Origin of the sequence: Trueperella pecoris, from assembly GCF_014926385.1 — a bacterium.
Taxonomy (GTDB): Bacteria; Actinomycetota; Actinomycetes; order Actinomycetales; family Actinomycetaceae; genus Trueperella; species Trueperella pecoris.
Window position 1 is genome coordinate 411,781 of the sequence record NZ_CP053291.1, and the last position, 26,154, is coordinate 437,934.

General features: G+C 63.0%; 26 protein-coding genes and 4 tRNA genes. 19 read left to right on the forward strand and 11 right to left on the reverse strand.

All coding sequences use genetic code 11. The features are described 5' to 3' along the window. Nucleotides 1-18: 18 nt before the first annotated feature. On the forward strand, nucleotides 19-444 hold the full coding sequence (locus tag HLG82_RS01945) for a metallopeptidase family protein (protein ID WP_246462275.1): 426 nt from the start codon (nucleotides 19-21) through the stop codon (nucleotides 442-444). Between the two features lie 39 nt (nucleotides 445-483). Here the strand turns inward: HLG82_RS01945 and HLG82_RS01950 are convergent, their stop codons facing one another. Then, a complete protein-coding gene (locus HLG82_RS01950; RefSeq protein WP_193327068.1) occupies nucleotides 484-1,335 on the reverse strand; it encodes an RDD family protein in 852 nt (283 codons plus the stop codon). 49 nt (nucleotides 1,336-1,384) lie between these two features. Here HLG82_RS01950 and HLG82_RS01955 point away from each other — a divergent pair, with 49 nt between their 5' ends. Beyond that, nucleotides 1,385-2,356, forward strand: coding sequence for a stage II sporulation protein M (locus tag HLG82_RS01955; protein ID WP_197550874.1), 972 nt, complete (start codon nucleotides 1,385-1,387; stop codon nucleotides 2,354-2,356). 7 nt (nucleotides 2,357-2,363) lie between these two features. On the opposite strand, the gene HLG82_RS01960 is transcribed toward HLG82_RS01955, so the two are convergent. Genes HLG82_RS01960 through HLG82_RS01980 form a run of 5 tightly spaced genes read right to left on the reverse strand, consistent with a single transcriptional unit; the run spans nucleotide 2,364 to nucleotide 7,548 of the window. Continuing rightward, nucleotides 2,364-3,599 (reverse strand): DUF58 domain-containing protein, encoded by a 1,236-nt coding sequence (locus tag HLG82_RS01960; RefSeq protein WP_193327070.1) that lies wholly within the window; start codon nucleotides 3,597-3,599, stop codon nucleotides 2,364-2,366. A gap of 35 nt (nucleotides 3,600-3,634) precedes the next feature. Further along, nucleotides 3,635-4,675 (reverse strand): AAA family ATPase, encoded by a 1,041-nt coding sequence (locus HLG82_RS01965; RefSeq protein ID WP_193327071.1) that lies wholly within the window; start codon nucleotides 4,673-4,675, stop codon nucleotides 3,635-3,637. Further along, the gene (locus tag HLG82_RS01970) at nucleotides 4,665-5,750 is read right to left on the reverse strand and encodes a DUF4350 domain-containing protein (protein WP_193327072.1); all 1,086 of its coding nucleotides are present in this window, start codon (nucleotides 5,748-5,750) and stop codon (nucleotides 4,665-4,667) included. The genes HLG82_RS01965 and HLG82_RS01970 overlap by 11 nt, the downstream gene beginning before the upstream one ends. Continuing rightward, a complete protein-coding gene (locus HLG82_RS01975; RefSeq protein WP_193327073.1) occupies nucleotides 5,747-6,355 on the reverse strand; it encodes a DUF4129 domain-containing protein in 609 nt (202 codons plus the stop codon). The genes HLG82_RS01970 and HLG82_RS01975 overlap by 4 nt, the downstream gene beginning before the upstream one ends. After that, nucleotides 6,352-7,548: a DUF7847 domain-containing protein gene (locus tag HLG82_RS01980; RefSeq protein ID WP_193327074.1), complete on the reverse strand. Its 1,197-nt coding sequence runs from the start codon at nucleotides 7,546-7,548 to the stop codon at nucleotides 6,352-6,354. Before HLG82_RS01980 ends, HLG82_RS01975 begins: the two co-directional genes overlap by 4 nt. 139 nt (nucleotides 7,549-7,687) lie before the next feature. On the opposite strand from HLG82_RS01980, the gene mtrA reads away from it, so the two are divergent. The 6 genes from mtrA (at nucleotide 7,688) to HLG82_RS02010 (ending at nucleotide 14,980) form a co-directional block, all read left to right on the forward strand. Continuing rightward, complete coding sequence (gene mtrA, locus HLG82_RS01985; RefSeq protein WP_193327075.1) at nucleotides 7,688-8,368, forward strand: MtrAB system response regulator MtrA; 681 nt, start codon at nucleotides 7,688-7,690, stop codon at nucleotides 8,366-8,368. Continuing rightward, nucleotides 8,365-10,080 carry an MtrAB system histidine kinase MtrB gene (mtrB, locus tag HLG82_RS01990; protein WP_193327076.1) on the forward strand — a complete coding sequence of 572 codons (1,716 nt, stop codon included), beginning with the start codon at nucleotides 8,365-8,367 and terminating at the stop codon, nucleotides 10,078-10,080. Before mtrA ends, mtrB begins: the two co-directional genes overlap by 4 nt. Further along, nucleotides 10,077-11,744, forward strand: coding sequence for an LpqB family beta-propeller domain-containing protein (locus HLG82_RS01995; protein ID WP_193327077.1), 1,668 nt, complete (start codon nucleotides 10,077-10,079; stop codon nucleotides 11,742-11,744). Before mtrB ends, HLG82_RS01995 begins: the two co-directional genes overlap by 4 nt. Nucleotides 11,745-11,901: 157 nt before the next feature. Beyond that, nucleotides 11,902-12,657, forward strand: coding sequence for a ComF family protein (locus HLG82_RS02000; protein ID WP_193327078.1), 756 nt, complete (start codon nucleotides 11,902-11,904; stop codon nucleotides 12,655-12,657). Between the two features lie 137 nt (nucleotides 12,658-12,794). Continuing rightward, nucleotides 12,795-13,454: a ribosome hibernation-promoting factor, HPF/YfiA family gene (hpf, locus tag HLG82_RS02005; RefSeq protein WP_193327079.1), complete on the forward strand. Its 660-nt coding sequence runs from the start codon at nucleotides 12,795-12,797 to the stop codon at nucleotides 13,452-13,454. Nucleotides 13,455-13,549: 95 nt separating this feature from the next. Further along, a complete protein-coding gene (locus HLG82_RS02010) occupies nucleotides 13,550-14,980 on the forward strand; it encodes an FAD-dependent oxidoreductase (RefSeq protein WP_193327080.1) in 1,431 nt (476 codons plus the stop codon). Between the two features lie 143 nt (nucleotides 14,981-15,123). On the opposite strand, the gene HLG82_RS02015 is transcribed toward HLG82_RS02010, so the two are convergent. Further along, the gene (locus HLG82_RS02015) at nucleotides 15,124-15,618 is read right to left on the reverse strand and encodes a YajQ family cyclic di-GMP-binding protein (protein ID WP_193327081.1); all 495 of its coding nucleotides are present in this window, start codon (nucleotides 15,616-15,618) and stop codon (nucleotides 15,124-15,126) included. Nucleotides 15,619-15,799: 181 nt separating this feature from the next. On the opposite strand from HLG82_RS02015, the gene HLG82_RS02020 reads away from it, so the two are divergent. From HLG82_RS02020 to HLG82_RS02040, 5 genes are all read left to right on the forward strand, one after another. Beyond that, nucleotides 15,800-15,880 (forward strand) — tRNA-Tyr (locus HLG82_RS02020). A gap of 83 nt (nucleotides 15,881-15,963) precedes the next feature. Beyond that, nucleotides 15,964-16,039 (forward strand) — tRNA-Thr (locus tag HLG82_RS02025). A 26-nt stretch (nucleotides 16,040-16,065) separates the two neighbouring features. Continuing rightward, nucleotides 16,066-16,139, forward strand: a tRNA-Met gene (locus HLG82_RS02030). 73 nt (nucleotides 16,140-16,212) lie between these two features. Further along, complete coding sequence (gene rpmG, locus HLG82_RS02035; protein WP_193327082.1) at nucleotides 16,213-16,383, forward strand: 50S ribosomal protein L33; 171 nt, start codon at nucleotides 16,213-16,215, stop codon at nucleotides 16,381-16,383. A 335-nt stretch (nucleotides 16,384-16,718) separates the two neighbouring features. Then, complete coding sequence (locus tag HLG82_RS02040) at nucleotides 16,719-17,882, forward strand: UDP-N-acetylmuramate dehydrogenase (protein ID WP_193327083.1); 1,164 nt, start codon at nucleotides 16,719-16,721, stop codon at nucleotides 17,880-17,882. Here the strand turns inward: HLG82_RS02040 and HLG82_RS02045 are convergent. Genes HLG82_RS02045 through HLG82_RS02055 form a run of 3 tightly spaced genes read right to left on the reverse strand, consistent with a single transcriptional unit; the run spans nucleotide 17,879 to nucleotide 20,524 of the window. Then, complete coding sequence (locus HLG82_RS02045) at nucleotides 17,879-18,592, reverse strand: alpha/beta hydrolase (RefSeq protein WP_193327084.1); 714 nt, start codon at nucleotides 18,590-18,592, stop codon at nucleotides 17,879-17,881. The two genes, HLG82_RS02040 and HLG82_RS02045, sit on opposite strands and share 4 nt — an antisense overlap. A 4-nt stretch (nucleotides 18,593-18,596) precedes the next feature. Further along, nucleotides 18,597-19,490 (reverse strand): alpha/beta fold hydrolase, encoded by an 894-nt coding sequence (locus HLG82_RS02050; protein ID WP_193327085.1) that lies wholly within the window; start codon nucleotides 19,488-19,490, stop codon nucleotides 18,597-18,599. Next, nucleotides 19,490-20,524: an adenosine deaminase gene (locus HLG82_RS02055; protein ID WP_193327086.1), complete on the reverse strand. Its 1,035-nt coding sequence runs from the start codon at nucleotides 20,522-20,524 to the stop codon at nucleotides 19,490-19,492. The genes HLG82_RS02050 and HLG82_RS02055 overlap by 1 nt, the downstream gene beginning before the upstream one ends. Nucleotides 20,525-20,603: 79 nt before the next feature. Here HLG82_RS02055 and HLG82_RS02060 point away from each other — a divergent pair, with 79 nt between their 5' ends. Continuing rightward, the gene (locus HLG82_RS02060) at nucleotides 20,604-21,827 is read left to right on the forward strand and encodes a phosphotransferase (RefSeq protein WP_193327087.1); all 1,224 of its coding nucleotides are present in this window, start codon (nucleotides 20,604-20,606) and stop codon (nucleotides 21,825-21,827) included. Between the two features lie 276 nt (nucleotides 21,828-22,103). Here HLG82_RS02060 and HLG82_RS02065 read toward each other — a convergent pair whose 3' ends face one another. After that, nucleotides 22,104-23,306 carry a pyridoxal phosphate-dependent aminotransferase gene (locus HLG82_RS02065; protein ID WP_193327088.1) on the reverse strand — a complete coding sequence of 401 codons (1,203 nt, stop codon included), beginning with the start codon at nucleotides 23,304-23,306 and terminating at the stop codon, nucleotides 22,104-22,106. A gap of 193 nt (nucleotides 23,307-23,499) precedes the next feature. Here HLG82_RS02065 and HLG82_RS02070 point away from each other — a divergent pair. The 5 genes from HLG82_RS02070 (at nucleotide 23,500) to rplA (ending at nucleotide 26,098) form a co-directional block, all read left to right on the forward strand. Continuing rightward, nucleotides 23,500-23,572: transfer RNA gene (locus HLG82_RS02070), tRNA-Trp, on the forward strand. Between the two features lie 55 nt (nucleotides 23,573-23,627). Then, a complete protein-coding gene (gene secE, locus HLG82_RS02075; RefSeq protein ID WP_193327089.1) occupies nucleotides 23,628-23,870 on the forward strand; it encodes a preprotein translocase subunit SecE in 243 nt (80 codons plus the stop codon). Between the two features lie 30 nt (nucleotides 23,871-23,900). After that, on the forward strand, nucleotides 23,901-24,770 hold the full coding sequence (gene nusG / locus HLG82_RS02080; RefSeq protein WP_193327090.1) for a transcription termination/antitermination protein NusG: 870 nt from the start codon (nucleotides 23,901-23,903) through the stop codon (nucleotides 24,768-24,770). A gap of 109 nt (nucleotides 24,771-24,879) precedes the next feature. Then, nucleotides 24,880-25,314, forward strand: a complete 435-nt coding sequence (gene rplK / locus HLG82_RS02085) for a 50S ribosomal protein L11 (protein ID WP_024963349.1) — start codon at nucleotides 24,880-24,882, stop codon at nucleotides 25,312-25,314. 76 nt (nucleotides 25,315-25,390) lie between these two features. Beyond that, nucleotides 25,391-26,098, forward strand: coding sequence for a 50S ribosomal protein L1 (gene rplA, locus HLG82_RS02090; RefSeq protein ID WP_193327091.1), 708 nt, complete (start codon nucleotides 25,391-25,393; stop codon nucleotides 26,096-26,098). Nucleotides 26,099-26,154: the final 56 nt, after the last annotated feature.

Below are 26,154 nucleotides of genomic sequence, written 5' to 3' on the forward strand. Positions count from 1 at the left end.
GGCGCTAGGGTAGGTTCCATGACAAATATGCCGAGGCGTTCTCACGCCCGCCGCCGCGACAGGCACGGGCGCGGGTTTCGTGGGCCCGTTCTCCCGATGAGCGTGCCCGCCTGGCGCACGCGCGCCGACGAATTCGACGACCTTCTTGCGTGGGACCTGGGCACGTACCGCCGTCACCTCGGCAACAAGATGGAGAGGTTCGACTTCGCGGTCATGGACGTGCCCGGCCACGACCCGGCGCCCTGGGAGGAAGGCATCCCGCTGGCGCGATTCTTGCCTTTCGAACGTCCTGCCAGGATCCATGGACGGATCATCTTTTATCGGATGCCGATTCTTTCCGCGTTGCGCCGTGAGGCCGATCCGCGGCTGTTTATTCACGACGTCGTCACGAGCCAGCTGGCGACCGCGCTGGGGTGCATGCCCGAGGATATCGACTACCTCTAGCAGGCGGTCGGTGAGGGCGACCTGCGGGGGCGGGCTCGGCTAGTCGGCCCGATCGCCCGAGCTCACGCGATCCACACCGAACGGCATATCCGTGATGCGCGTATTGAGGCGTTGACGGCGGGCATCGAGCGTAGCCAGCCGGCGGGTTTCGGCGTCGTAGCGCAGGAGGGTCATGGCCTCGAGGAAGGCCTCGGGCGGGGTACCCCACGGCGGTGGGGGAGACACGTAGCGTTCACACGCAGCGGCCAGCGCGCGCGACTGCGATTCCCGCGCGCGGTCTGTCAGGCGCTTACGGGCCTTGAGAAAATCGGCAATGTTGAGGGACAAGCCGCCGGGAATGGGCCGGGTCTGGGCAATCGACGCCCACGCGGCGAGCTCCTCTGGCATCGAGACCTTGGGCTCCCAGGTGGGCCTGGAGGGCCAGCGGGTCACGTACGTTCCCCCGAGCATGTCGCCCAGGCGCCTGCCGCGTTGAGAGACGAAGGCGACGACGGTGGCCACCACCCCGAGCGTCACGAAGACCTCAAAAATGCCGACCGTCGAGCGGATGAAGGCCTGATTCATGGTGATTGTCCCGCCGTCGAGCTGGACGACGCGGGTGCGCGTTGCGAGCTTGCCCAGCGTGCGCCCATGGAAGATTCCGGTGATGAGAGCGGGAAGGACCCAGAAGAAGATTGCCGTCGTGAAGATGAGTAGTGAGCGCCCCTGCGCCGCATTCAGCCGGAGGACGTTGTTGATGACGGGCGCGATGTTAAACAGAAAGATCACGTAGGTCAGGATCAGTAGCCCGTAATCGATGACGCCGGAGACGATACGTGAGAGCACCGTCGCAGAGGGCAACTCGAGCTCTACGCCTTCTCCGGTGATGATGTTGTCAGGTCCTACTCGCATTCTTCTAGCGTAGCGCCATCTGCCCGGCAAAATGTGGCACCCTAGAACGGTGGAGAGTTTAGCGTTCGCGAAGGCGCACGAAGCGCAATGGAATCGGCTACGGCAGCTGACGGCGAAAGCCTCGCTGACCGGGCCAGAGTCGGACGAATTTGTGCGTCTGTACCAAGAGGCCGGCGCCCATCTGGCAATCGTCCGCACCCAGGCGCCCGACGCCGACCTGATCCTCACGCTGTCAGCCACCGTCGGCGCGGCCAGGGCCCGCCTGACCGAGACGCGTGGGGCCAGTGTGAGGTCGTTCTTGCGCGCCCTGACGGTGAGCCTGCCGCTGGCCTTCTATCGGCTTCGGTGGTGGACCCACGCCGTGGCTGGCGTGACGGTCGCGGTCGCCGTGCTCGTCATGGTCTATTTTGCACTTAACCCCGCCCAGATCAGCCAGCTTGGCCCGCACGAATACTTGCGCAATTACGCCGACGAGGCCTTCGCCGCCTACTACCGGGAGTATCCGGGGGCCGACTTTGGGGCGATGGTGTGGACGAACAACGCCTGGTTGGCGCTCCAGGCCGTCGGCGGGGGTATCACTGGTATCTTCCCCGTCTACGTCCTGCTACAAAACGCTGTTGCCGTGGGCCAAGCCGGTGCGATCTTGAACTATTTCGATTCCCTGCCCGTGTTCTTCCAGCTCATCCTGCCGCACGGCCTGCTCGAGCTGACGGCGATTTTCGTGGCGGGTGCGACCGGCCTGAAGCTGTTCTGGACGGCCCTCCTGCCTGGGGACCAGCCGCGGCTGGAGGCGATCGCTGCCGAGGGCAGACACACGATCTACGTAGCCGTCGGGCTGGTCGGGGTCCTTTTCGTGTCGGCTTTGCTCGAGGGGTTCTTGACCCCCTCCTACCTCCATTGGGGCCTCAAGATAGCGATCGGCGCAGCTGTGTGGCTGACGTTTTGGCTGTGGGTGTACGTCTTCGGCCGCGCTGCGCTTCGCTCCTCGACTCAGCAGCCCTCGGTCGCCTACGCCGCTTAGCTCGCGGCTAGAGCCGGCCCTTGGCTTTGAGACGCAGATACGTATCGACCACAGCCACCGGAAGCCTTTCTGCCGTGGCACGCACGACGACGGCGCCCGCGTTTTCGAGCGTGCGGATCAGGTTCGTCGTCTCCAGCTCCGAGCGTTCCTGGGCCGCTCGCTCGAAGACGTCGGCCGCGTGCGTGTCAAACTCGCGCGAGGCGGAGGCGATCATGACGGTGTGCGACTTTCGTAGTGCGGGTAGCACGTCGACGAGGCCGGTGGAGAGCGTGCCGCCACCTAGCGTGGTGAGGATGACGATGAAGGCCTGGCGCCGAGATATGCGGGAAATGTGGGCCGGAAGGGCTTGCCAGTCTGTTGCCAGGAGCGAGGGTTCGACATCGGCGAGAGTTTGCGCAATGTGGTGAGTGACGGCCGCGGTCTTTTCGCTTGCTTGGCGTGCCCGCAGGCGATCGTCAAGGGCGAGCACGGAGACGCGGTCGCCGGCTTTTTGCGCGATAGCCGCCTGAAGAAGCGCCACCTCGATGAAGGCGTCAAAAGCGGGATGTGCGCAAACGCGAAGCGCACCGCCGCGCCCGCTGTCGAGAACGATGACGACGTGGCGATCGCGCTCGGGGCGCCAGGTCCGCACGACGGTGTCTCCCAGGCGTGCGGTGGAACGCCAGTCGATCGCCCGGACGTCGTCGCCAACGACGTATTCGCGCAGGGAATCGAACTCGGTGCCCTCGCCGCGGGTCAGAAGCAGCGATCGTCCGTCGAGTTCGCGTAGCTGGCGCACCCGCGAAGGGATATGGCGGCGCGAGACGAAGGGCGGAAGGACCCGCAGCTGCCATCGGGTGGGTGCCGACTTTTGCCGGCCGGCGAGGCCGAGCGGGCCGTTCGTGCGAATAGTGAGGGCCGATGAGTGAATTGTTCCGCGGCGGGTGGGGCTGAGAGTCGACTCGAATTCATGGCCTTGGCCTGCGGGGATGTCGAAGTCATGCCGTGAGGGAGTCACATGCGCGGACGGTGGCCACGCGTCACGGATCTGGCCCCGGATGCGGCGATCCGAGGGATTAGACACCGTTAAAAGCGCGCGGGCGTCTTCTCCCACGCGAGCTGTTTCCTCGCCGGCGCGTTCAAAAACAAGCCGAGACGGATTGGGTGCGAGGAGTGCGTCGGCGAGCACGAGGAGCACGATGAGTCCGCTCACGAGGAAGGCGAGCCCGGCGTCGCGCCCCACCACCGCGAGGACAATCCCCACGGTGGAGAGGAGTACGGCAGGTAGGCGGATGAACATCAGCGGGGGACCGGCACCGAGTTGAGGATGGATTCGATGACGGAACGCTGGCTGACGCCGTCGAGTTCGGCCTCCGCATGCAATTGGATGCGGTGGGTGAGGGCCGGCACCGCGAGCGCCTTGACGTCGTCGGGGGTGACGTAGCCTCTGCCCGAGAGCCATGCCCACGCGCGTGCACCGCGGAGGAGCGCGGTGGCCCCTCGCGGCGAGACTCCCAGCGAGACGGCGGGGGAGACCCGTGTGGCGCGCACGAGATCGACGATGTAATCGATGACGCGCAGGTCGACGTCGACTGCGGCGACCTCCTCGCGGGCGCGTAGCACGTCCGCTTCCCCGGCGACGGCGTGAATGTCCGCTGTGGCCAGGTCGGTGGGGTCGAAGGCGGCCGCGTGACGGCGGAGAACCTCCACTTCGACCTCGCGCGGCGGAAGCGGAAGGGTGGTCTTGAGCATGAAGCGGTCGAGCTGGGCTTCCGGCAGCGGGTAGGTGCCCTCGTATTCGACGGGATTTTGGGTGGCAACAACCATGAAGGGATCCGGGAGCGTGCGCGGATCGCCGTCCACCGAGACCTGGTGCTCGGCCATTGCCTCGAGAAGGGCGGCCTGGGTTTTGGGAGGTGTGCGGTTAATTTCGTCGGCGATAAGGAGGTTGGTAAACACCGGCCCGGGACGGAAGGTGAACTCCGACGTGGAGGAACTGTAGATGAGCGAGCCGGTGAGGTCGCCAGGCATGAGGTCCGGGGTGAACTGGACACGCTTGGTGTCGAGGGCGAGGGCCTCGGCGAGGGCCCGCACGAGGAGTGTCTTCGCGGTGCCCGGCACGCCTTCGAGGAGAACGTGGCCATCGCACAAAAGTCCGACGAGTACGGCTGTGACCGCTTGATCCTGCCCGACGACGGCCTTGGCGATCTCGGCCCTGATCGCCCGGAACTTCTGCGCGGTCTCGGACTGGGCCGGTTCGTCCTCGCGCGGCTTGGCGATCTCGGGCCGGAAGCTCCCACGCTGTTCGCTACGCTGCGGCGGGGTGAAGTCACTGGTCATTGATGTCCCTTTCGAATTGATCGAGTTGGTCGGCAAGCTCGACGAGATCGCGCCTCGAAGTGATGGCCCTGCCGTAGAGGAGATCCCACACGTCGTTGGGGGAATAGGTGTTCGTCTGTAGCGCGGCAACAACGGCCTCCGGCGTGGAGCTCGTTGCGATGCCCCGGGGCGGGGCTAGGCGGGAGATGGTGGCGGCGCGGAGTGCGCTGGCGGCATGCTCATAGTTTTTGCCGCGATGGTAGAGGTAACCGCGTCCGGCGTCGGCCTCGGAGGCTGGTACGAGGACTGGCATCGGCTCGGCCACGAGTTTGCCGAAGCGCCGTCCACGGTATAGCGCCCACCAACCGAGGCAGAGACCGAGGCCCGCAAGTAGGGGGAAGAACCAGGTGGGAAGGCCCGCCCACGAGGTGGGCTGAACCTTGTCGGGGCTGAATGCTCCGCTGACCCACACCACGGTTGGGTGAGCGCCGAGCTTGCGCAACGCGAACGCCGCGTTGCCGTGGTCGGCGAGGAATTCGTTGGTGATAAACCGTGAATCAGGCAGGTAGGAAACCCGGGGATTCTTTGCCAGCGCTACCCACCCGTACCCGCCGATGTGAGGGAAACAGCCCGTGACCGACGCCGTGTCTGTGGGTACGAAATAGTGGCCGAGGGGGCTGATCCCGCGCGCTTCGGTGGCATCGGGATCTGAGCACTGTGCTGAGACGGGGGTGGGTGGGGCGGACTGGATCTCGCCTTCGAAGCCGGCGTCGAAGGCCGGGGTGTCAAGGAAGATGATCGTGGCGCGGGAAGCAACGAGGTCGTCGACGACGTGGGTGGGGGCGGTGAAGCTTGGGTCGAGGACGAGTGTCGTGTCCTTGACCGCATAGTCCAACACGTGAGGGGCCCCGATATGGGAGACCTCAATGCCGTTGGCACGCAGGATGCTGGCGAGCGCGCGAGTGCCGTTGGGGGCCGTGGAATCTGGCGAGTAGGGAGCGCCGGCCGAGGGGACTCTAATGAGCATGATGGCGATGATCGCGACTATCGCCACGATGCTGAGGGTGATGGTGGATCCGCGGGGAGGCTTGATCATATCGCCGTCCGATCGGACACACTGTTGTAGAGATCCCGGATTGCCTTCACATCGCTGACCACCGCATGCCCATGGCCATAGTAGACATCGTTAAAGATGTTGGCGCATACAAAGAAATCTTCACGCCCGAGCGTGTGAGAGGCGGCCTGCGCAGCCTCGAGCGCAGTCATGCCGGGGAAGACCCGGATGAGATTGCGCTCGGAAAGTAACCTGATCAGCGCGCGGAAGCGCTCGATGACCGCCTGATCCAGATTGCCCGCGGCCTCTGCGGCGCGGGCCGCGGCCACCAGTTCGGCCGCGCTACGGTCATCATTGAAGAGCTCGGACCTGCCGTGGCGGACACGAGTCCCAGCACGTTGGTATGAGCGCCACAACGCGAAGGCGACGAGCGCCACCACTACGATGATGATGGCTAGGATGACGGCGATATTTCCGGCGCCGCCTCGGCCTGGGTCAAGCTGGACGCCGAGGCGATTGAGGCGCTCACCGATCCAGCGCAGGAGGCGTTCGAACAGATTCGGCGCATAGTCATACATCGCCTTCGAGAGCTCGTTTTGGGCAAGCTCCCGGGCGCTATCCGAATCTGGTAGGAACGGAATCGTCATTTATCGGCGTCTCCGTACCACTGGGGGCGGCCCTGCCATTCGTCGCTTGCCTCGCCCGCTTGACCATACTGGCCATACCGGGGTTGGCTTTCCTGGCCATAGGGCGTCTGGCCGTACGGACTGCCCTGGTCTCGGCCATTCTGACCCTGGCCTGTGGGCTCGACGCCGAAGGGCCCACGTTGGGGGTTGACGGCCGCAACTGATGAGCCACTTGCGTAGAGGAATTCCTGATGGAAATTTTCCCTCTTCATCCGCATATTGATGTAAATCAGATTGATCAAGCTCATTGCGATCGGGGAGATGATGACGGAGATAACGAGCGTCATGAGAATGACGCTCGTTGCGCCGATAAGGTTTCCCGTCCCGGAAAACGGATCGGGGCTTGCGAGGGTGGTACCGATCGTCAGGGCAAGAAGAATCGACATGACGGTAGTCAGCACGGTGAAGATGATCATGACGGCAACGTAGAGGCCGAAGAAGTAGCCGAGCGAGCCCTTGGTGAGCCTCAGCGAACGCGACATGGCTGCCAGCGGGCCGATGTCTTCTGCGACCATCGCCGAGGGCGCGATGATCAAGCGATAGAAGGCGAAGAAGAGCAGGGTGAAGACGGCGAACGGTGCGGCTAGGAGCGGGAGAACCGGGAACGACGACGTGCCGATCATCTGGATGATCATCGCAGCAATGCCTACGAGGACGATGACGAAAACGATAGCCAGCGCGAAGAAGATGAGGTAGAGGCCGAGCAGGCGCACAGAAACCCGACCTAGGTTCTGGCGCGAGAGGCTCATTGCTCCGCCCAGCGAAAGCTTCTGGCCGCGGACGGAAGCCAACGTGATGCGCGTGCCGGCGACGATGAGGAACACCTGGGCGACGAAGGACAGGAGCAGGCTCACAACCGCGTACACGGAATTAGTTTGAGCCAGGCCCAGGCTCGTGGACGAAAGCTCGCCGAACGCGGAGGCAAGCGCCATATCCAGAGCGGCAACCACCAGCGAGACGATGACGGGAAGGGCGACGAAAGCGACCGGATTGAAACGGATGAGCCGCATCGTCGCGTCGATTGTTTCCCCAACCGACAACGGGTGCATCGGAATGACGGTTCGCCACGTCTGAACGCGATCGCCAACCTGAGGCTGGTAGTCACCGTACTGGCCGTAGCTCGGCGCGGGCTGATTATTATCCCCGGTTGACATTAGTCCGCCTTTCTTCATGAGACTATGAACAATCTACCGGATGCTTCCGACAGATTTGGGAGGCGTTACTCAAGGGGATAATCCGCCCAGCTGATATGATGGCAACGTTGCAAACACACTCGAGACGCGAGGTAGGGGTATGGCGGTGCGGATTTTGGTCGTCGACGACGATCCTGCGATTTCCGAAATGGTGGCGATCCTGCTCGAAACCGAAGGGTATGTCGTCTCCGCATGTGCCCATGGAGATTCGGTCCTTCCGCTCTTTCGTGCTGAGCATCCCGATCTCGTTCTTCTGGACGTCATGCTCCCCGGGCTTGATGGCGTCTCGGTCGCCCGCCTCCTCCGGGAAGAATCCGACGTGCCGATCATCATGATGAGCGCCAAGACTGACTCGGTTGACGTCATCGCCGGGCTTGAGGCCGGAGCTGACGACTACGTGACCAAGCCCTTCGAAAACTCGGTCCTCCTCGCCCGTGTTCGTGCCTGCTTGCGCCGCCAAGAGCCAGAGCAGGAGAGCCTGAAGATCGCCGACCTCTCGATTGACCTCAAGGCTCACGAGGTCCGCCGCGGCGGCGTCGTACTGCACCTGACGCCGCTCGAATTTGACTTGCTGTCCGTGCTCGCTCGTAAGCCCTTCCAGGTCTTTACCCGCGAAGAGCTGCTCGAACAGGTGTGGGGCTACCGCCATTCCTCGGATACACGGTTGGTCAACGTCCACATTCAGCGCCTGCGTTCGAAGGTTGAAAAGGATCCCGAAAATCCGGAAGTGGTCCTGACCGTTCGTGGAGTGGGGTATCGCGCTGGGAACGTTAGCCGTTGACCGAGCACGAAGCCCCGCACCAGCGCTCAAGCATCGCCCAGCGCGTCGATACACTCAGGGAGCGTTGGTATTCCTCGCTGAGCCTGCGCGTCATGGCGCTGATCGTGCTCGCAGGTGTGGCTGGCATCGTCATGATGGGATTCGCCATCTCGAGCCAGGTGCGCTCATCAGTGTTCGACAACGCGGTGAGCACGAACATTGAACAGTTCTCCACCGAAGTCCAGCTCGCCCAGGACCGCTTTTCCGCCTCCGCCCCGACCGTTGGGCGCACGCAAGAAGTGGCCAACAAGCTTGTGGCCTCGATGTACGATCCCTCTCGCGGCGTCCTCGGCGCAGTGCTGATGCGCAGCCCGGATCAGCCACCCGTCCCCACCCAAATCCTCGAGCCGGCGACTGCGTCGGCCACCCGCGTGCGGTCGCTGGTCACCCCGGAGCTGCGCGATATCGTGACCAACGGCGGGCAGATCGGATGGCAGTCGGTGGGCATCTCCGTTGGCGACTCCACGACGCCGGGCATCGTCGTTGGCACGACGTTCGACATCCAAGGTTCGGGCAAGTACGAGCTGTACACGGCCTACTCGCTGGAAAACCAGCAGAAGCTGATTGGCACGACGATCCGCGTCATGTGGGTCTCGGTGGCCGCGTTGCTGGTCATCCTCGGCGTCGTGACATGGGCCGTGATGCGCTGGGTCCTGTCGCCGGTCCGGGCGGCATCGCGCAATGCCCGTCTGCTCGCGGACGGCGAATTCAACACTCGCATGGAGGTGCGCGGCTCGGACGAGATCGCCCAGCTTGCGACGTCGTTTAATCAGATGGCCGAGTCGCTGGAAACGCAGTTCACCCAGATGGAACGAATCTCGAAGGTGCAGACGGAATTCGTCTCGGCCGTCTCCCACGAGTTGCGTTCCCCGGTGACGACCGTGCGCATGGCCGGCCAGCTCATCTATGACAACCGCGAGAGCCTGCCGTCCGGCCTGAAGCGAGCCGCGGAGCTACAGTACAACCAGCTGCTGAATTTGGACGCCACGCTGGCCGATCTTCTCGAAATTTCCCGGTACGACGCCGGCGGCATGACGCTGGCCACCGAGTTCGCCGATGTGGCGGCGCTGGTTGCGGAAGTCATCGACGTCGCCGAGCCGCTTGCGCAGTCCAACTCGGTCATCGTCAACTACCAGTCCAGCGGGGACACGGTCGCAGAGATCGAGCCGCGTCGCATCCGGCGCGTCGCGCGCAACCTGCTGGTCAACGCACTCGAGCACGCGGAGGGAAACCCGGTCAACGTCGTCGTGGCGGCCAACGAAACCGCGGTTGCGCTGAGCGTCCAGGACCACGGCGTGGGGATGTCCGAGGAACAAATCACTCACGTGTTTGAACGTTTTTGGCGCGCGGACTCCTCGCGCGTGCGCAAGTCGGGCGGCACTGGCCTTGGCCTGACGATCGCACGTGAGGACGCCCAAATTCACGGCGGCACGCTTGAGGTTGCCGGCGAGCTCGGAGTGGGATCGACGTTCTTGTTGACCCTGCCCAAGGTGCCACACGAGGCCTTCGAGCCGCCGCTCGATCTGGTGGTTCCCGAGCCACTATCTGAAGAATCCGAGGATCAGGATCTAGACCCGAGTGCGACGGCGCCCTTCAACGTCGTCGTGGAGGAGGATCCGGACGCCGCCGTGGAAATGCGGCTTGACGGTCAACAGGTCAGGGCAGAGGCATGAAACGACTTTTGTTACTCATCGTCGTGTTGTTGACGGGCTGTGCCAGCCTTCCGACGGCAGGCTACCCGGTCCAGGTTGAACGGCCGGCGAACCTCAACGGCGGGGTCGTGCTCGACCCGCAGGGCCCGACGCCGGGCTCCACGCCTGAGACCCTCGTGTCGGACTTCTTGCGGGCCTCGGGCGCGGGCCTGTCGGGTGATTTCTCGGTCGCCCGGCAGTTTCTCACCCCTGAGGCAGCGGAGCGCTGGAACCCGGCCACTGAGTTGCGCATCTACCAGGATTCGCAGAATCCGGCGATTTCCTCCACGCGCACGGGCGCGATCCGGGTGAGCGCCGCGGCGTCGGCGACGCTCGACAACCTGGGCCGATACACCGTCGCGGCGCAGGATGCGATCCTCAACAGCGAATACTCGCTGGCGCGCAACGCCGACGGCGAGTGGCGAATCGCCGTTCTTGACGACGGCGTGGTTGTCCCCAATTCGATCTTTGCCTCGCTCTACAACGAGACCGTCATTTATTTCTTGACGGCCGACCGGTCCGCCCTCGTCCCGGAGGCGCGGTGGTACCTCAGCGCGGGACAGGCGACGTACGCGGTGCAGGGCTTGTTGCATGGGCCGTCGTCGTGGCTGGCGCCCGCGGCCCACTCGGCGTTGCCCGCGGAGGCTCGCCTGACACAGCGTGGGGTGCGCGTCAACGACGGCGTCGCCCAGGTTGACCTGACCTCGGACGTTGCGTCGTTGCCGGCGTCGGAAATGATTGGTCTCGAAGCGCAGATTTCGAAGACGCTGATGAATCTGCCAGGCATCCAGGACGTGACGATCACGGCCGAGGGTGCGGAGATTGCTATTCCATCCAAGATAGATCTCAGCTCCTATCCTTACGCCACCTATACGCTGGCGGGCTTGCGCGACGGCGCGCCTGTGACGATCAGCGGCGGCAAGGTGGAGGCCACGGGCGCGGGGGCGGCGGGCCTCGGCCTGAGCGTTCTGGCTACTTCCTACGCGGAGCCCATGACGATGGGCGCCGGGCTCGGCAACGAGGGCAAGAGCCTTTATGCGGTGCCCTTCGACGGCAGCGAGCCGCGTCTGTTGCTAAGCGGGAGGCGCTTGGTCTCGCCGTCGGTGGACTCCCATGGATGGGTGTGGTCGGGTGAGTCGGCATCTAACGGCGAGCTGACAGCCATCAACCTCACCACCCGCGAGTCCGCGACGTTCCCCATGACTTTCCTTTCCAGCCTGAACATCCGGGCGCTGGCCGTGTCTCGCGAGGGCGGGCGTATGGCTATCGTGACGGATCAGAAGGGCGAGGTCCAGATCAACATGGTTGCGATCTCGCGCGACGTCAGCGGGCGGCCACTGGAGGTGGGCAACCCGATGCGGTTTGGGCAATCCCTCGTGGACGTCTCTGACGTGGCGTGGGTGAGCGAAGTGCACGTTGCCGTCATGGGCCGCCAGACGACGTCGTCGACGAACAATATCCACCTCGTTGGGATCGGGCTTCCCACGACGACACTCACGGCCGTCGATAATCCGGTGAGTCTGACGGCTGGGCGCGGCCCGGATTCGATCGTCGTCCAAAACGACTCGAACAACATGTATTCGTACGACGGCGCTGGGTGGCGGCTCATCGCCGAGAACGTGACGTCGCCGGCACTGCCGGGGTGACGAGGCCGGCGCTGTCTAGGTGACGCGGTTGGTGCTGTCGGGGTGACGGACCCGCCGCAGCCCAACGATTTTCTCCACAGGATGCGTATCAGCGGCTCTATCCACATTTGCACGACGCCGTCGACGCGCGGTTCGTCATACGTGGCACGATACAGGCATGGCTGACTGGTGGAAGAACCAATGGAATGGCGCACTTGACGTCCTCTACCCGAGATGGTGCGCGGGCTGTGGCCGATGGGACGAGGACCTGTGCGAGAGCTGTCAGGCTCAGTTTCCACGGTGGCGTCGCGTTGAAAAGCAGTTGCCCTATCTCACCGAGGTGAGCGCGGACGAGGGAGCGGATACCTCGCCATTTCCGGTGGGCGCGCTCGCGGTCTACGAGGGTCAGGCGGCTCGGGCGATCGTGCGCTGGAAAAACGTCCGCGATCGGCGCCTCGATCGCGCGTTCCAGTCTCTTTTGGTGCGGCGTCCGCCGCTTGCCCTGCCCGCGCTGAGGCGGCCGTGCGTGGTGGTGCCGGCGCCGTCGGCACGCAAACGCGTCAGAGACGGGCGGTTCGTCGCCGGCGTGATCGCAGAGGCGCTTTCGCAGGTCTATGAAGGTCAAGCGGCCGCGATCCTCCGCCGCAAGGCTGGCTGGGGGAGTCGGAATCTGGGCGCGTTGGGCCGCGGCCGCGGTGGCCACGCCGCCCGGCTCGATGCCCGTGGGCGTAAGGCGCGCGGAATAGCCGTCGCAGACGTCAACTTGCGCGGTATCGACGTGATCCTTGTGGACGACGTCGTGACCACGGGGGCGACGTTGGCGGGCGCTTCGCGCGCAGTGAAATCACGCGGAGGCCGGGTAGTTGGCGCTTTTGTCCTCGCGGCGGCAAAAGATCCGCGGGTAATTCATGCAACAGGCCACACTGTGACGTAAATCAACGTATACTTAAGTCATCTCAATTCTTCGTGATGAACAGGCGAAACGCCGATGAAGGAGGTGGTCAGGCGCTTGCGGAGGCAGGCATTGTTTTGGGTCATTCCCACCTTCGAATAATGGCCAAGGAGGTCATCATGGAAATCGTTGTCACCGGTAGGAACACTGAGGTTCAGGGTAGGTTCCGCGCTCACGCCGAGGAGAAGCTCGCCAAGATTGAGCAATACACTCCCTACGCACAGCGCGTCGAGGTTGAGGTCACGCACGAGACTAACCCTTCCCAGGTAGAAACATCCGAGCGAATCGAGATTACGGTTCGGGATAAGGGGCCGGTGGTCCGCGCAGAGGCATCAGCTTCCGATCGTTTCGGAGCCCTCGATTTGGCCTCTCAGAAGCTTTTTGAGCGGCTGCGCCGCCGTCACGAAAAGAAAAAGAATCGCCGCAAGGGTGAGCGCCGTGATGAAGTCCCGCAGGATCTGCCGATCGACGAGCTGCTGGCCAAGCACAAGGATGTCGAAGAAGTGGAAGAACCCACGCGCCCGTCCGCAGTAGGGGAAGCGGTTGAAACCCAGCTTGGCGATTCGCCTGCCATCGTGCGTCAGAAGCTATACGAGGCCAAGCCGATGTCTGTCGAGCAGGCCATCGATGAGATGGAGCTCGTCGGCCATCCGTTCTATCTCTTCATTGACGAGGAGACTAAGCAGCCTTGCGCGGCATACCGCAGGCGTGGATGGACATACGGCGTGATCCGCCTCGATGCTACGACCGGCGCATACGGCCCGGGTACCCCGGCATAGGGAATCACGCGTTCAGTGACTGGGCGGCGGGTGACGATTACGTCACCCGCCGCTTCTAATTTCTGGGAAGAATCCACGGCGACAATTAGGATGGGATGCGTTTAGGCCGGAAGACCCGGCGCACGAAGCGAAAAGGGGTAAGTGTGGCAGATCGTCCACTTCACGTAGCAGTCATTGGAGCCGGCCCGGCTGGCATTTACGCGTCGGACATTCTTTCCAAGTCCGGGGTCGATGTCCGCATTGATCTGTATGAAAAGTTGCCGGCACCATACGGCCTGGTCCGCTACGGCGTCGCTCCGGATCACCCGCGTATCAAGGCGATTATCAACGCCCTGTACAACGTGCTCAAGCGCGGTGACATCCGCCTTGTGGGCAACGTGGAGATCGGGCGCGACATCACGTTTGAGGAGTTGCACCAGCACTACGACGCCGTCATCATCGCCACGGGTGCCGACCAGGACAAGCCGTTCAATATCCCGGGCGCGAACCTGCCGGAAGTTTACGGTGCCTCCAAGTTCGTCTACTGGTATGACGGCCACCCGGACTATCCGCGCACCTGGCCGCTCGAGGCGAAGGAAGTGGCTGTGCTCGGCGTGGGAAACGTGGCGCTCGACGTGGCCCGCATCCTCGCCAAGCATCCCGATGACCTGATGGCCACTGAGATCCCCGGCAATGTGGAGGAGGGTCTGCGCCATTCGCCTATCACGGATGTCCACGTCTTCGGGCGCCGCGGGCCTGCTCAGGTGAAGTTCACGCCGATGGAGCTGCGCGAGCTGGGGCACGTGCCCGATGTCGACATCATCGTCTACCCCGAGGACTTCGACTATGACGAGGGCTCCGAAAAGGCGATGGAGGAGTCCAAGATGACTCGCCAAGTGGTCGAGCAGTTGACCGAATGGGTCTTCCAGGAGCCGGAGGAGCTCACGGCGTCGCGGCGCATCCACATCCACATGCTTCAGCAGCCGGTTGAGGTGCTCGGCGAGGAGCATGTTGAAGGGATTCGGATGGAACGTACTGCGCTCCAGGGCGACGGTTCGGTGAAGGGGACCGGCGAATTCATCGACTACCCTGTCCAGGCTGTTTACCGCGCGGTGGGTTACTTCTCCTCCGAGATCCCGGGGGCTCCCTACGACGCCGAACGCGGCGTCGTTCCCAACGTCGAAGGGCGCGTAACGGACGGCGGCGAGGTCCTACCTGGCATGTACGCCACCGGCTGGATCAAGCGTGGCCCGGTGGGCCTGATCGGCTCGACGAAGTCGGATGCGCAGGAGACCATTCGTCACCTCGTCGAAGACTACGAAGCGGGCAAGCTCCATGCGACGACCGAAGCCGTTGGCTGGGATGAAACTCAGAAGGTGCTTGAGGAGCGCGGCGTGCGTTACACCACCTGGCACGGGTGGGAGCTGCTTGAGGAGTTTGAGATGCACCTCGGGGCGAGCCAAGGCCGTGCCCGTATCAAGGTCGTTGAGCGGGAGACCATGACGGCGGTCTCGCGCGGCGAGGAGCATGACGGCAAGCTGTACTAGGCCGTCTGCCACATAGGTAGATCACGCAATCCAACAGCGGCGCGGGAGCTCGGTGCTCCCGCGCCGCTGTCATGGGACCACGGTGCGGCAGGTACGAGCCGTGTGGTCGAGCCGCACGTGATGTCGAGTCTCACGTGTGGCAATTAGCGGAAATTGACGAACTGCAGTGCTACGTCGAACTTGGCCTCTTTGAGCAGCGCGATTGTGGCCTGAAGGTCGTCGCGGGACTTGGAGGAGACTCGCACCTCATCGCCCTGGATCTGAGCCTTGACGGATTTCGGGCCTTCTTCGCGGATCAGCTTGGTAATCTTCTTCGCGTGTTCCTGGCTGATGCCTTCCTTGAGAGAGCCTGTGAGCTTGAAGAGCTTTCCGGAAAGCTTCGGCTCGGAGTCGCCAAAATCGACCTGCTTGAGGGAGAGTCCGCGGCGGATCAGCTTCGTCTGAAGAACGTCGAGAATGGCCAGGACGCGTTCGGCCGTGTTGGCAATAAGGGTGACGCTTTCGCCCTTGAGCTCGATGGAGGCGTCAACGTTGCGGAAATCGTAACGCTGACCAATTTCCTTAGCCGTCTGGTTGACAGCATTGTCGACTTCTTGGATGTCGTAGCGGCTGACGACGTCGAACGATGAATCTGCCATGGAATGCTCCTTTTGCTTGCCGTGCCGGTAAAGGCGGAAGTAAATATCAACCTCCACACTAGCCGAATGCTCAAAGTGTGACCATCGCGGCAATCGTGAGCGTCCATCTGGTTTGACATGACTCGGGGGCGAACTGCTAATCTCTTATCTCGCATGCGGTTCTACGGAAACGATGTGCAACGGCGGGTTGACCGAGCGGCCAATGGTATCTGACTGTAAATCAGACGCGAAAGCTACGGGGGTTCGAATCCCTCACCCGCCACAGTTCGAAAGAACGTTGCGTGGTGATTGCCACGCAGAACAAGTTGGTTCGCCGCCCACGCGGTTGGTAGGCTTTCCAGCGTTGCCCCGATAGCTCAGTCGGCAGAGCGTCTCCATGGTAAGGAGAAGGTCAAGGGTTCGATTCCCTTTCGGGGCTCCATTCATTCTCGTTTCGAGAGTGTTTGAGGCGAGGTAGCTCAGTTGGTCAGAGCGCACGACTCATAATCGTGAGGTCGCGGGTTCAAACCCCGCCCTCGCTACGACCGGTAAGGCAACCGCTTTACTCAAGATCAACGAAGCATCCGCTTCACAAGCCGAACGTGAGGAAAAATAGTGGCTAGTAAGTCTGCAGACGTTCGCCCCAAGATCACCCTCGCATGCGAGGTTTGCAAGGAGCGTAACTACATCACGAAGAAGAACCGTCGTAACACGCCGGATCGCCTAGAAATGAAGAAGTTCTGCCCCAGGTGCAACGCTTCGACCGCGCATCGTGAGACCCGATAGGGATTGAGCGAATCGGTTCTTCCGATATGAGACCTCCGCAAGAGCGGGGGTCTTTTGCTATCTCGCGACCTGGTGGCACGCGGCTTGATGACGGGCTTGTTGGGGCGTTGGGTCGTTGGGCTGCGCCCCGTTCCGGCCCTATTAAGCTGATCGGAACCCTATGAAAGTGACGTAAATTACTACAGTGTGGGTCAGCTTAGTTCAACGCGAGCAAAGGCCGGGCGGCAGAGCTGGGCCACAGAGCCCGGCTACCCCGCGCCCGCGGGCGAGTTGTCGTGAGTAAAATACGAAAGTGGTGGCCCAGCGTCATGGGTCTTTGCGCGTTAGGAACCAACATGTCATGCAGCATCCCTGAACCGAGTCAGCCCACGTCGACTGTCCCTCCCGTGATGGCGACCCGCTACGGTGGCAGTTCGCTCGCTGAGATGACGACGATCGGGGTCGGTGGCCCAGTGGCCCGTGTTGTCAACGCCACGAGCGAGGCTGAAATTATAGATGCAGTCCGTACCGCCGATGAGGAGGGCACCGCGGTTCTCGTCGTTGGGGGAGGGTCGAATATCCTCGCCAGCAGCAAGCCGTTTGACGGCGTCGTTATCCACGACATGCGCTCGGAGATCGAAACCCTATCGGAGGACAGCTGCGGAGGCGCCCAGATGCGGCTGACCGCAGGTACGGCGTGGGATGAGGCGGTCGTCTATGCGGTCGAGCATGGTTGGATGGGCCTCGAGGCGCTCTCTGGCATTCCGGGCTCTGTGGGTGCGGCGCCGGTGCAGAACGTGGGGGCTTACGGCCAAGAGGTCGCGGAGACGTTGGCCCAGGTGCGAACGTGGGACCGCGCGACTAATAAGGTGCGGACCTTCTTCTTGTCGGATATGAAGTTTGGCTATCGCGACTCGATCTTGAAGCGTTCGATCGGGGAGTTTGGGTCCAGCCCGCGCTGGATCGTGCTCTCGGTGACGTTCCACATGCGCCGGGCGACGCTGTCTCGGCCGGTGCGTTATGGGCAGCTCGCGGGCAGGCTTGGCATCGAGCTGGGCGAGCGTGCGCCGTCGTCTGACGTCCGCGCTGCTGTGCTCGAGCTTCGCGCGTCGAAGGGGATGGTCCTCGACGACGCCGACCGGGACACCTACTCGCTTGGTTCTTTCTTCACCAACCCGGTTCTTACCGAGGAGAAGGCCGCTCTGTTACCGCCGGAGGCGCCACGTTTTGGCGTAGCCAAGCACGACGCCGTCAACCAGATTGGCGCTGCAGCCCCGACCGTCGCGGGTCAGGTCAAGACGTCGGCGGCGTGGCTGATCGATCATGCGGGCTTCTCGGCCGGATACAACATGCCTGGCCCTGCTGCGCTGTCCACCAAGCACTGCCTCGCGCTGACGAACCGGGGAGGCGCCACGGGCGAAGACATCGCCCGCCTCGCACGCGAGATCGGCGATGGCGTGGAGGAAAAGTTTGGTGTGCGTATCGTCCCGGAGCCGGTTTTGGTGGGGCTGGAGATCTAGCGCCGAAGCGGCGGTAATGCGAGGAGCCTTTCGACGCAATCCACGATGAGCTCTAAAGTCGCAGGGTCGCCGATTCCGCGGAAGTGACCGGAGAGCGTCATCGGGATGTTGGTGGCGCCCTCCAGCTCGGAGCCTTCGGGAATGTGGGGATCCCATGTTGGGGACAGCGAGAAGATGCGCTGGCGAATAACCTGCTCGCGTTCGCCTGGCCACGGCGTCCAGGTGTCCACCCCGCCGGGGACCATCGAGTCGATGGCGCTCCAGCCTGTGAAGATTCGCGCTAGCGTTGATCCGTTCCACGGTGCCGCGATGGCCACCAGGCCATGCACATTGCGGGGGAGGGCCGCGAGGACGGCTCTGCCCACAAGCGAACCCTTTGAGTGCGATAGGAGCACGATCGGCGGCGACGCGTCGGCACGCTTGGACAGTTCGCCGAGCACGAGGCGGGCGAGGTCAGGAACGGGCTTGGTCATGTGGCCAAGGTCGAGGGTAACGACGTCGTAGCCGGCGTCCTGCAGCGGGCCGAACACCTTGTGGAAATATCCGGGATCTTCCAAGACTCCTGGGAGTACGACGATTGTGGCGCGCACAGGCCCGCGGGGAGTGCGAGGGCGGGCCCCGGTCAGATGGGAAGCGGCGAAGTTGCGGGCGTACCAGGCGTAGTCGGCTGCCCGGTCGAGAAAGCGTGGAGTGCGATTACGCGGGCGCATACTCCTACCCCTCTCGTGTCTCACGAAGGCGGTTGAGATAGCTGTGCGAATGGCCGATGTGGGCGCGTTCGTCGGGCGTCATGAGGGAGGCAGCCGCGCGGGCGACGTCGTCGTCGGAATTATAAATCGTCGAGTGTGCCGCGCCGGCGATTTGAACGCACTGCGCGTTGTTGACTTGGGAGGCGAGGAAGTCGGCCCAGGTCGAGGGGACGAGATAGTCGTGTTCGCCGTGGAGGATGATGAGCTGAGCCGAAGGGCTGATGAGCCGCATGCGATCCTCGATCTTGTAGGCGAGGATCGCGGGGAGCGTGCGCATGATCCAGTGCTGGGCGGAGCGAACATAGGACAGGGCCGCGACGCGGACGAGGTCATATTCCTCATAGATCGCCGATTCGAGGTATCGGGCCAAGACCATGGGGAGGTGGCGTTCCGCGGCATTGACGGGCGGGCCAACGAGGCAGGCGCGGCGGAAGTGGTCGGGGCGGCGCGCCATGAGTTCGACGACGATCTGTGCGCCCATCGAATGCCCCACGAGAATGGGATCCTCGATCCCATTGAGGCGCATTGCCTGGTCGACGACGGCGGCGAAGCCGGCGATCGAGAGCTGGCGGTTGGGCGTGGGCAGGCCTGAGGACCCCGGCAGGTCCATGACGAAAACTTCCCCATGCTGTGCCAGTTCGAGGGCGAGGGGGAGCATGTAGGTCGACGAAAGGCCGATGCCATGAATGAGCACGAAGGTGACCCGGGAGTCGCCAGGGACGTCGATGAGGATGCGGTTGAGGCCGGGAGGCGGCGCCCCGATGCGGTGGACTCGGACGAACATCGAATCGATATTGACCAATGAATGCTGGACAAGCGGTAGGTTGCCGAGCAGTCGCGCCGCAGGGTTGAGATCCATTAGTTTCCCGCCTCCGGGTCAGGCTGGGCGATCCACTGATCGACCTCGGATAGCCACTTCTGCTTCGACTCGATCGTCGCCATCGACGCCGTGATGGAATCGCGGGCGAAGCCGGCCAGGTCGTAGTCGCTAAAGCCCTGGTCGCGGGCGATCTGGTACTGGTCGACCAGGCGGGAGAGGAACAGTAGCGGGTCATCCGCGGAGAGCGCGATTTGTGCCCCGGCGCTGTGGAGGACCCGCAAGGGGACCTGCTCTGGTTCGGAGTAGACGCCGAGGGAAATGTTGGAGGCCGGGCACACCTCGAGGGCGATCCCAGCGCCGACGATGCGGGCGAGCAGGTCAGCGTCCTCAGCCGCTCGCACTCCGTGGCCCAGGCGCGTGGGCTTGAGGCTGGCGACTACCTCGCGGATGTGAGGCGGGCCCAGAAGCTCGCCCGCGTGTGGGACGGAGGCCAGGCCGGCCGTGCGGGCGATGTTGAACGCGGCCGCCCATTTAGAGGTGTCTCCGCGCCGTTCGTCGTTGGACAGACCAAAGCCGATCACCTGGCCCGGCCCGTTGCCCGCGTGTTTGGCGGCGAGGCGGGCGAGTGTGCGGGCGTCAAGTGGATGCTTGATGCGGGAGGCTGCCACGATGATCGCTACTTCCACGCCCGTTTCCCGGGAAGCGATTTCCGCTTCGTCGAGGACGATCTCCAGGGCCGGAGTGATTCCGCCGACGAAGGGAGCGTAGGAGGTGGGGTCGATCTGCATCTCGAGGCGGCGTGAGCCCTCGGCGGCGTCGTCGGCGGCGGCTTCACGGACGATGCGACGCATGGCGGACTCCGAGCGGACGACCTTGCGCGCGGCGTCGTAGGCGCGCTGAAAACGGAACCAGCCCCGCTCGTTGGCGGGCACCTGGAGGGCCTTCGTGTCCGTGAGGTTGGCGGGAAGGCGAACGCCCTGCTCACGTGCCAAGTCGACGAGCGTGGATACCCTCATGGAGCCGGTGAAGTGCAGATGAAGGTGGGCCTTGGGCAGTCTCGACAGATCGCGCATGCGTCTATCCTAGTCAGACTGGCTAGTCAGCACACGCCGCGCATTTGTGGCATAGGCAAATGACCCATATAAAAGAAGCATGACTACGCGTGAGAACAAAGAGCGCCGAGCTGTTCAGTTGCTGACCGGCGCCTCCGCAGGCGAAATGCTAACCCTGGCACTTGGTGATCGGGCGATCCTGCGTTCTTGGCGTCTTCACGCTGTCAACCACCGGCCGGGGGCGGGCGTCTCGGCTGGATATTCGGTGATCTGGGACCGCCTCGAGGGCGCCGACGGGGACTCCCGGGTGCGCAAAGACTCCTACCTCGTTGCCTCCACGGCACGCATTTCGCAAGCGCATCTCGACGCCGTCTCGGCCGTCACGCTATATGCCGACGACCTGGCCGTACACGTGTGGGAATTTCCTCTCGACCCCGAGTTGCCCGCGCTCGAAACCGCCTGCGACCCGGAGCGTCTCTCGGCCGTGCTTGGGGAGCTTGTCGACGTCGAACTGCTTGGCTATCGGCCCACGCGGCGTGCCGTGCTGCGTGCGGAGGGCGCATCCGGACGCCATTACGTGAAGGTGTTGCGCCCTGAAGCGCTACCCGCGTTGGTTCAGCGCCACGCCGCGTGCCAAGATGCCGGCTTGCCGACGCCGCTTATTGAGGTCTCGACGCCCGACGGGCTGGTCGTCACCTCGGCGGTTGTGGGATCGCCGTTAGGGCTCACGTATCAACATGGGCGTCACGCTGAGGCAACGTTTGAATCTCTCGCACGGACGCTGGACGCGTTGCCTACGAGTGCGCTCCATTTGCAACATCGGCTTGCGTGGGCCGAACGCTGTGAGCTCTACGCACGCGCCGCATCCGCGGCGATGCCGGAGATTTCCGAGCGAGCCACTGCGCTCGCCGAGGGCATCAGGCAGGTGCGTCAATGCGCCGACTATGGGCCACTCGTGCCCACGCACGGGGACTTCTATGAAGCAAACGTACTGGTTTCGGCCGAAACAGGGCGCGTCAGCGGGCTCCTTGACCTCGATTCTTTCGGGCCCGGACATCGGGCCGACGATTGGGGATGCCTCCTTGGGCACCTGTCCGTTCTGCCGAGCCTGAGTGAGAAGTATCGCTTCGTGCCGACCATTCGCGACGACTGGTTCGCCCGCGCCAGTCGGCATGCCGACGCGGCGGCAATCGCTGCGTCGGCCGCCGGCGTCGTGTTGTCCTTGGTGGCATCCGCGCGCCAACGCGGCAAGACAAACTGGAAGAAACACGCGCTTGCGCGGCTCGTGGTGGCCGAACGCTGGTTAGAGACGGCGCGCGGGTAGGGCAGCCGGCCTGATGGTGGGGGAGGCGGCCGCTAAGGCGTGGCCTGGGGCGGCGCAAGCGCCCTCCATGTCGCACCTCTCCATTAACGGCGCACCTTAAATGCCACTTTCAGGTGCGTCACGAACGGAGAGGTGCGACACGGGCGGAGAAGTGCGACACGGGCGGAGAAGTGCGACACGGGCGGAGAAGTGCGACACGGGCGGAGAAGTGCGCCGCGGGCGCATGAGGGGAGGGTCAGCCAGCCCAGCCAGTGCGCCAGCCCACCGCGCCAGGCTTCAGCTCAAGAGCTTCCGGATCCTAGCCGCACCCTCGACGAGGTCTTCGTCGGATAGGGCATAGCCGAGTCGAATGTAGCCGGGCGCGCCAAATGCCTCACCAGGCACGACGGCGACTTCCGCTTCCTCGAGGATGATCTGTGCAAGCTCAGCGGTCGTCTGTGCAACGCGGCCGTTGATGTCCTTGCCGAGCACGGCCTGCACGTTGGGGAAGACGTAGAAGGCGCCGGTCGGCTCGGGGACGACGAAACCGTCGATGTCACGCAGCATGGACACGAGGGTATTGCGGCGTCGATCGAAGGCTTCCTTCATCTCCTCCACGACACCCTGGTCGCCGGTCAGCGCCGCGATTGCGGCACGCTGGGCGACGTTGTTGACGTTGGAAGTGATGTGGGACTGGAAGTTGGCAACCTTCTTCATGACGTCGGCCGGGCCGTGCATCCATCCGACGCGCCAGCCCGTCATCGCGTAGGTCTTGGCCACGCCGTTGACGATGATCGTTTGGTTTTGCAACGCGGGCACGACGTCGAGGATGTAGGCCATCTCGCCGGCGTAAAGAAGGTGCTCGTAGATTTCGTCGGAGATGATCCAAATCCCGTGCTCGAGTGCCCATTCGCCGATCGCACGCAACTCGTCGCGCGAATAGACCGATCCGGTCGGGTTCGAGGGTGAGCACAGGAGGAGCACCTTGGTCTTGTCGGTGCGGGCTGCCTCGAGCTGATCGACGGTGACCTTGTAATCCTGGTCAGAACCCGCAAAGACTTCGACGGGCACGCCGCCACACAGCGTGATCGCCTCCGGGTAGGTGGTCCAGTAGGGGGCTGGCAGGATCGCTTCGTCGCCGTCGTCCAGCAAGGAGACGAATGCTTGGAACACGGCCTGCTTGCCGCCGTTGGTCACGATGATGTTGTCAGGATCGACGACGACGCCGGAGTCGGACTTGGTCTTGGCGGCGATAGCTTCGCGCAACTCGGGTAGGCCCTTGGCGATCGTGTACTTGTGATTCTTCGGGTCGGCGGCAGCTTCCTCGGCTGCGCGGACGATGTGTGCGGGCGTCGGGAAGTTCGGTTCGCCAGCGCCAAAGCCAATAACCGCCTTGCCTGCGGCCTTGAGGGCCTTAGCCTTCGCGTCCACGGCGAGGGTGGCGGAGGGTTGAAGCGCTGCGAGGCGCTGGGAGACTCTGTTCTTAGGTTCTGTAGCCATGGTCACTATGGTGACATGAAGTCGCCGCCGATGGTGGATCAGTCCGCCATCGGCGCCAAAGTGGTAAGAATTACAGGAGTTGGCGCTACCCTGCCTAGACACTCGGGGATAGTTCTCACTAGAATGTATCGAGTTGCTGATGCCCAGTTGGCAACAGCATGGGGACGTCAAGCATAATAGTTCTGAGGTCCATAGGGTAGTGGCGCAATTGGTAGCGCACCGGTCTCCAAAACCGGCGGTTGTGGGTTCGAGTCCCTCCTGCCCTGCAATGAAGGCGGCCCTAAATTAGGGCCGTTTTCCACATAATCGAGAGGAATCCTGGTGAGCCAAGCAGCGAGTTCAGCACCGCGCGGACGCAAGTTAGACTCCAAGAAGAGTCTGTGGCGCCGTATCGTCACCTTCTTCAAGGAGGTCGTCGCCGAATTCAAGAAGGTCCAGCGCCCCACCCGCAAGGAGCTGTGGCAGTTGTTCCTCACGGTTGTGTTTTTCGTGACCGTCGTGATGCTTTTTGTTGGTGTCATCGACGTGGTCTTCAACCAGGCCATGTTCTGGATCTTCGGCTAAGGCCGTATTTTCAACCGAAAGTAGGAATCAATGTCTGAGGAAGTCGCTAAGGACAATCTCTTCTCCGATACCGCTGAGCAAGCGGAGTTTTCTGCGCCCGCGGAAGTTGAGGAGTTCGCCGACGACGACGCTTCGGTTGACGAGACGGCCGCGGATCTCGCCGGCATGTTTGACGGCATTTCTGGTGAGGGCCAGGACGCTTCAGCCGAAGAGGCTGATGGGGCTGATGAGGACGAGGCCGGACTTGCGGACGATGATGCTCCGAGCGCAAAGGGTGAGGACGGCGTCGTAACCGAGGAGACCGTACGCGATAGGCTCAAGGGACTTGCGGGTGACTGGTACGTGTTGCACACGTACGCTGGCTACGAAAAGCGCGTCAAGCAGGACATCGAATCTCGTGCTCACACCATGAACATGGAAGATTTCATCTTCGAGGTTCAGGTGCCGATGGAGGAGATCTACGAGGTTAAGAAAGGCCAGCGCAAGCTGGTCACGCGCGTTCGGATGCCCGGATACGCCCTCATCCGCATGGAGATGACCGATGAATCGTGGCGAATCGTTCAAGACACGAACGGCGTGACGGGCTTTGTTGGAAATGGTCGCAATCCGGTGGCGCTGACCGAGCGTGAAGTCGTGCAAATGCTCACGCCCGTGGTCGAGCAGGAAGCGGCGGAAGCTGCCAAGGCAGCTGGAAAGCCTATTACTTCTGGGGCTCCGGCGCTTGTTGCTGACTACGAGGTTGGCGAGACCGTGACGCTCACCACCGAGCCGTGGGTTGGAATGCCCGCTACAATTTCACAGGTTGACGCGGTGAACCAGAGGCTCACCGTGCTCATGACGCTTGTCGGCCAGGAAACCCCGGTCGACCTGTCCTTCGGACAAGTCAAGAAGATGGACTAGTTCGGTTCCTCCAAACCGAACCGTGGGATCCACGCCGCTTCGCGGCTACCGAAGGACGCCCATCATCGTTGCCATGGTGATGGTTTATCGATAACAAGAAGGATCAAATATGCCTCCCAAGAAGAAGGTTGCAGGTCTGATTAAGCTTCAGATTGAAGCTGGCGCAGCTACTCCTGCACCGCCGATTGGCCCCGCTCTGGGTCAGCACGGCGTGAACATCATGGACTTCGTCAAGGCCTACAATGCTGCGACGGAATCCCAGCGTGGAAACGTCATCCCGGTTGAGATTACGGTCTACGAAGATCGTTCGTTTACCTTCGTGACGAAGACCCCTCCGGCTGCTGAGCTCATCAAGAAGGCAGCGGGAATCAAGAAGGGTTCCGGCACTCCGCACACCAACAAGGTTGCGCACCTCACTGCGGATCAGCTGCGTGAGATCGCCAAGACCAAGGAGCCGGACCTGAACGCTAACGACATCGACAACGCTGCTCGCATCATCGCCGGCACCGCTCGTTCGATGGGCGTGACCACTGACGAGATTTAATAGCGATCACGCGATCGCCGTGGTAGGGCCCGGAGCGGGCTCGTTTCCCACGACTGCCAATGAGGAGAAATGCAGAATGGCAAAGCGCTCTAAGAATTACCGCAAGGCCGCTGAACTGATTCAGCCGGGTGAGCTTTACACCCCGGTTGAGGCGATGGACCTTGCCAAGAAGACCTCCGTGACCAAGTTCGACTCGACGGTCGAAGTCATGTTCCGCCTTGGCGTTGATCCGCGCAAGGCTGACCAGCTGGTTCGCGGCACGGCTATCCTCCCGCACGGTACGGGCAAGACTGCACGCGTCATCGTCTTTGCCCAGGGCCCCAATGCCCAGGCCGCGATTGACGCCGGCGCAGACGAGGTCGGCGACGACGATCTGATCGCGAAGGTCGCAGGTGGTTGGACCGACTTCGACGCTGCCGTGGCAACCCCGGACATGATGGGCAAGGTCGGTCGCCTCGGTCGCGTCCTCGGTCCGCGTGGCCTCATGCCGAATCCCAAGACCGGCACCGTGACCATGGATGTGGCCAAGGCTGTTTCGGACATCAAGGGTGGACGTATCGAGTTCCGTGTTGATAAGCACGGCAACCTCGCGTTCATCGTCGGTAACACTTCCTTCACCACCGAGCAGTTGGTTGAGAATTACACTGCTGTTCGCGAAGAGGTTCTTCGCCTGAAGCCGAGCTCGGCCAAGGGGCGCTACATCAAGAAGGCCACCGTCTCCACGACGATGGGCCCGGGCATCCGCCTCGATGTATCCAAGCTCGCCAAGGAGCTTGAGGCTTAAGCTTCGTTGACATGCTCCCCGGAAGCGGAACTGGCTAGACCAGATGTCGCTCCCGG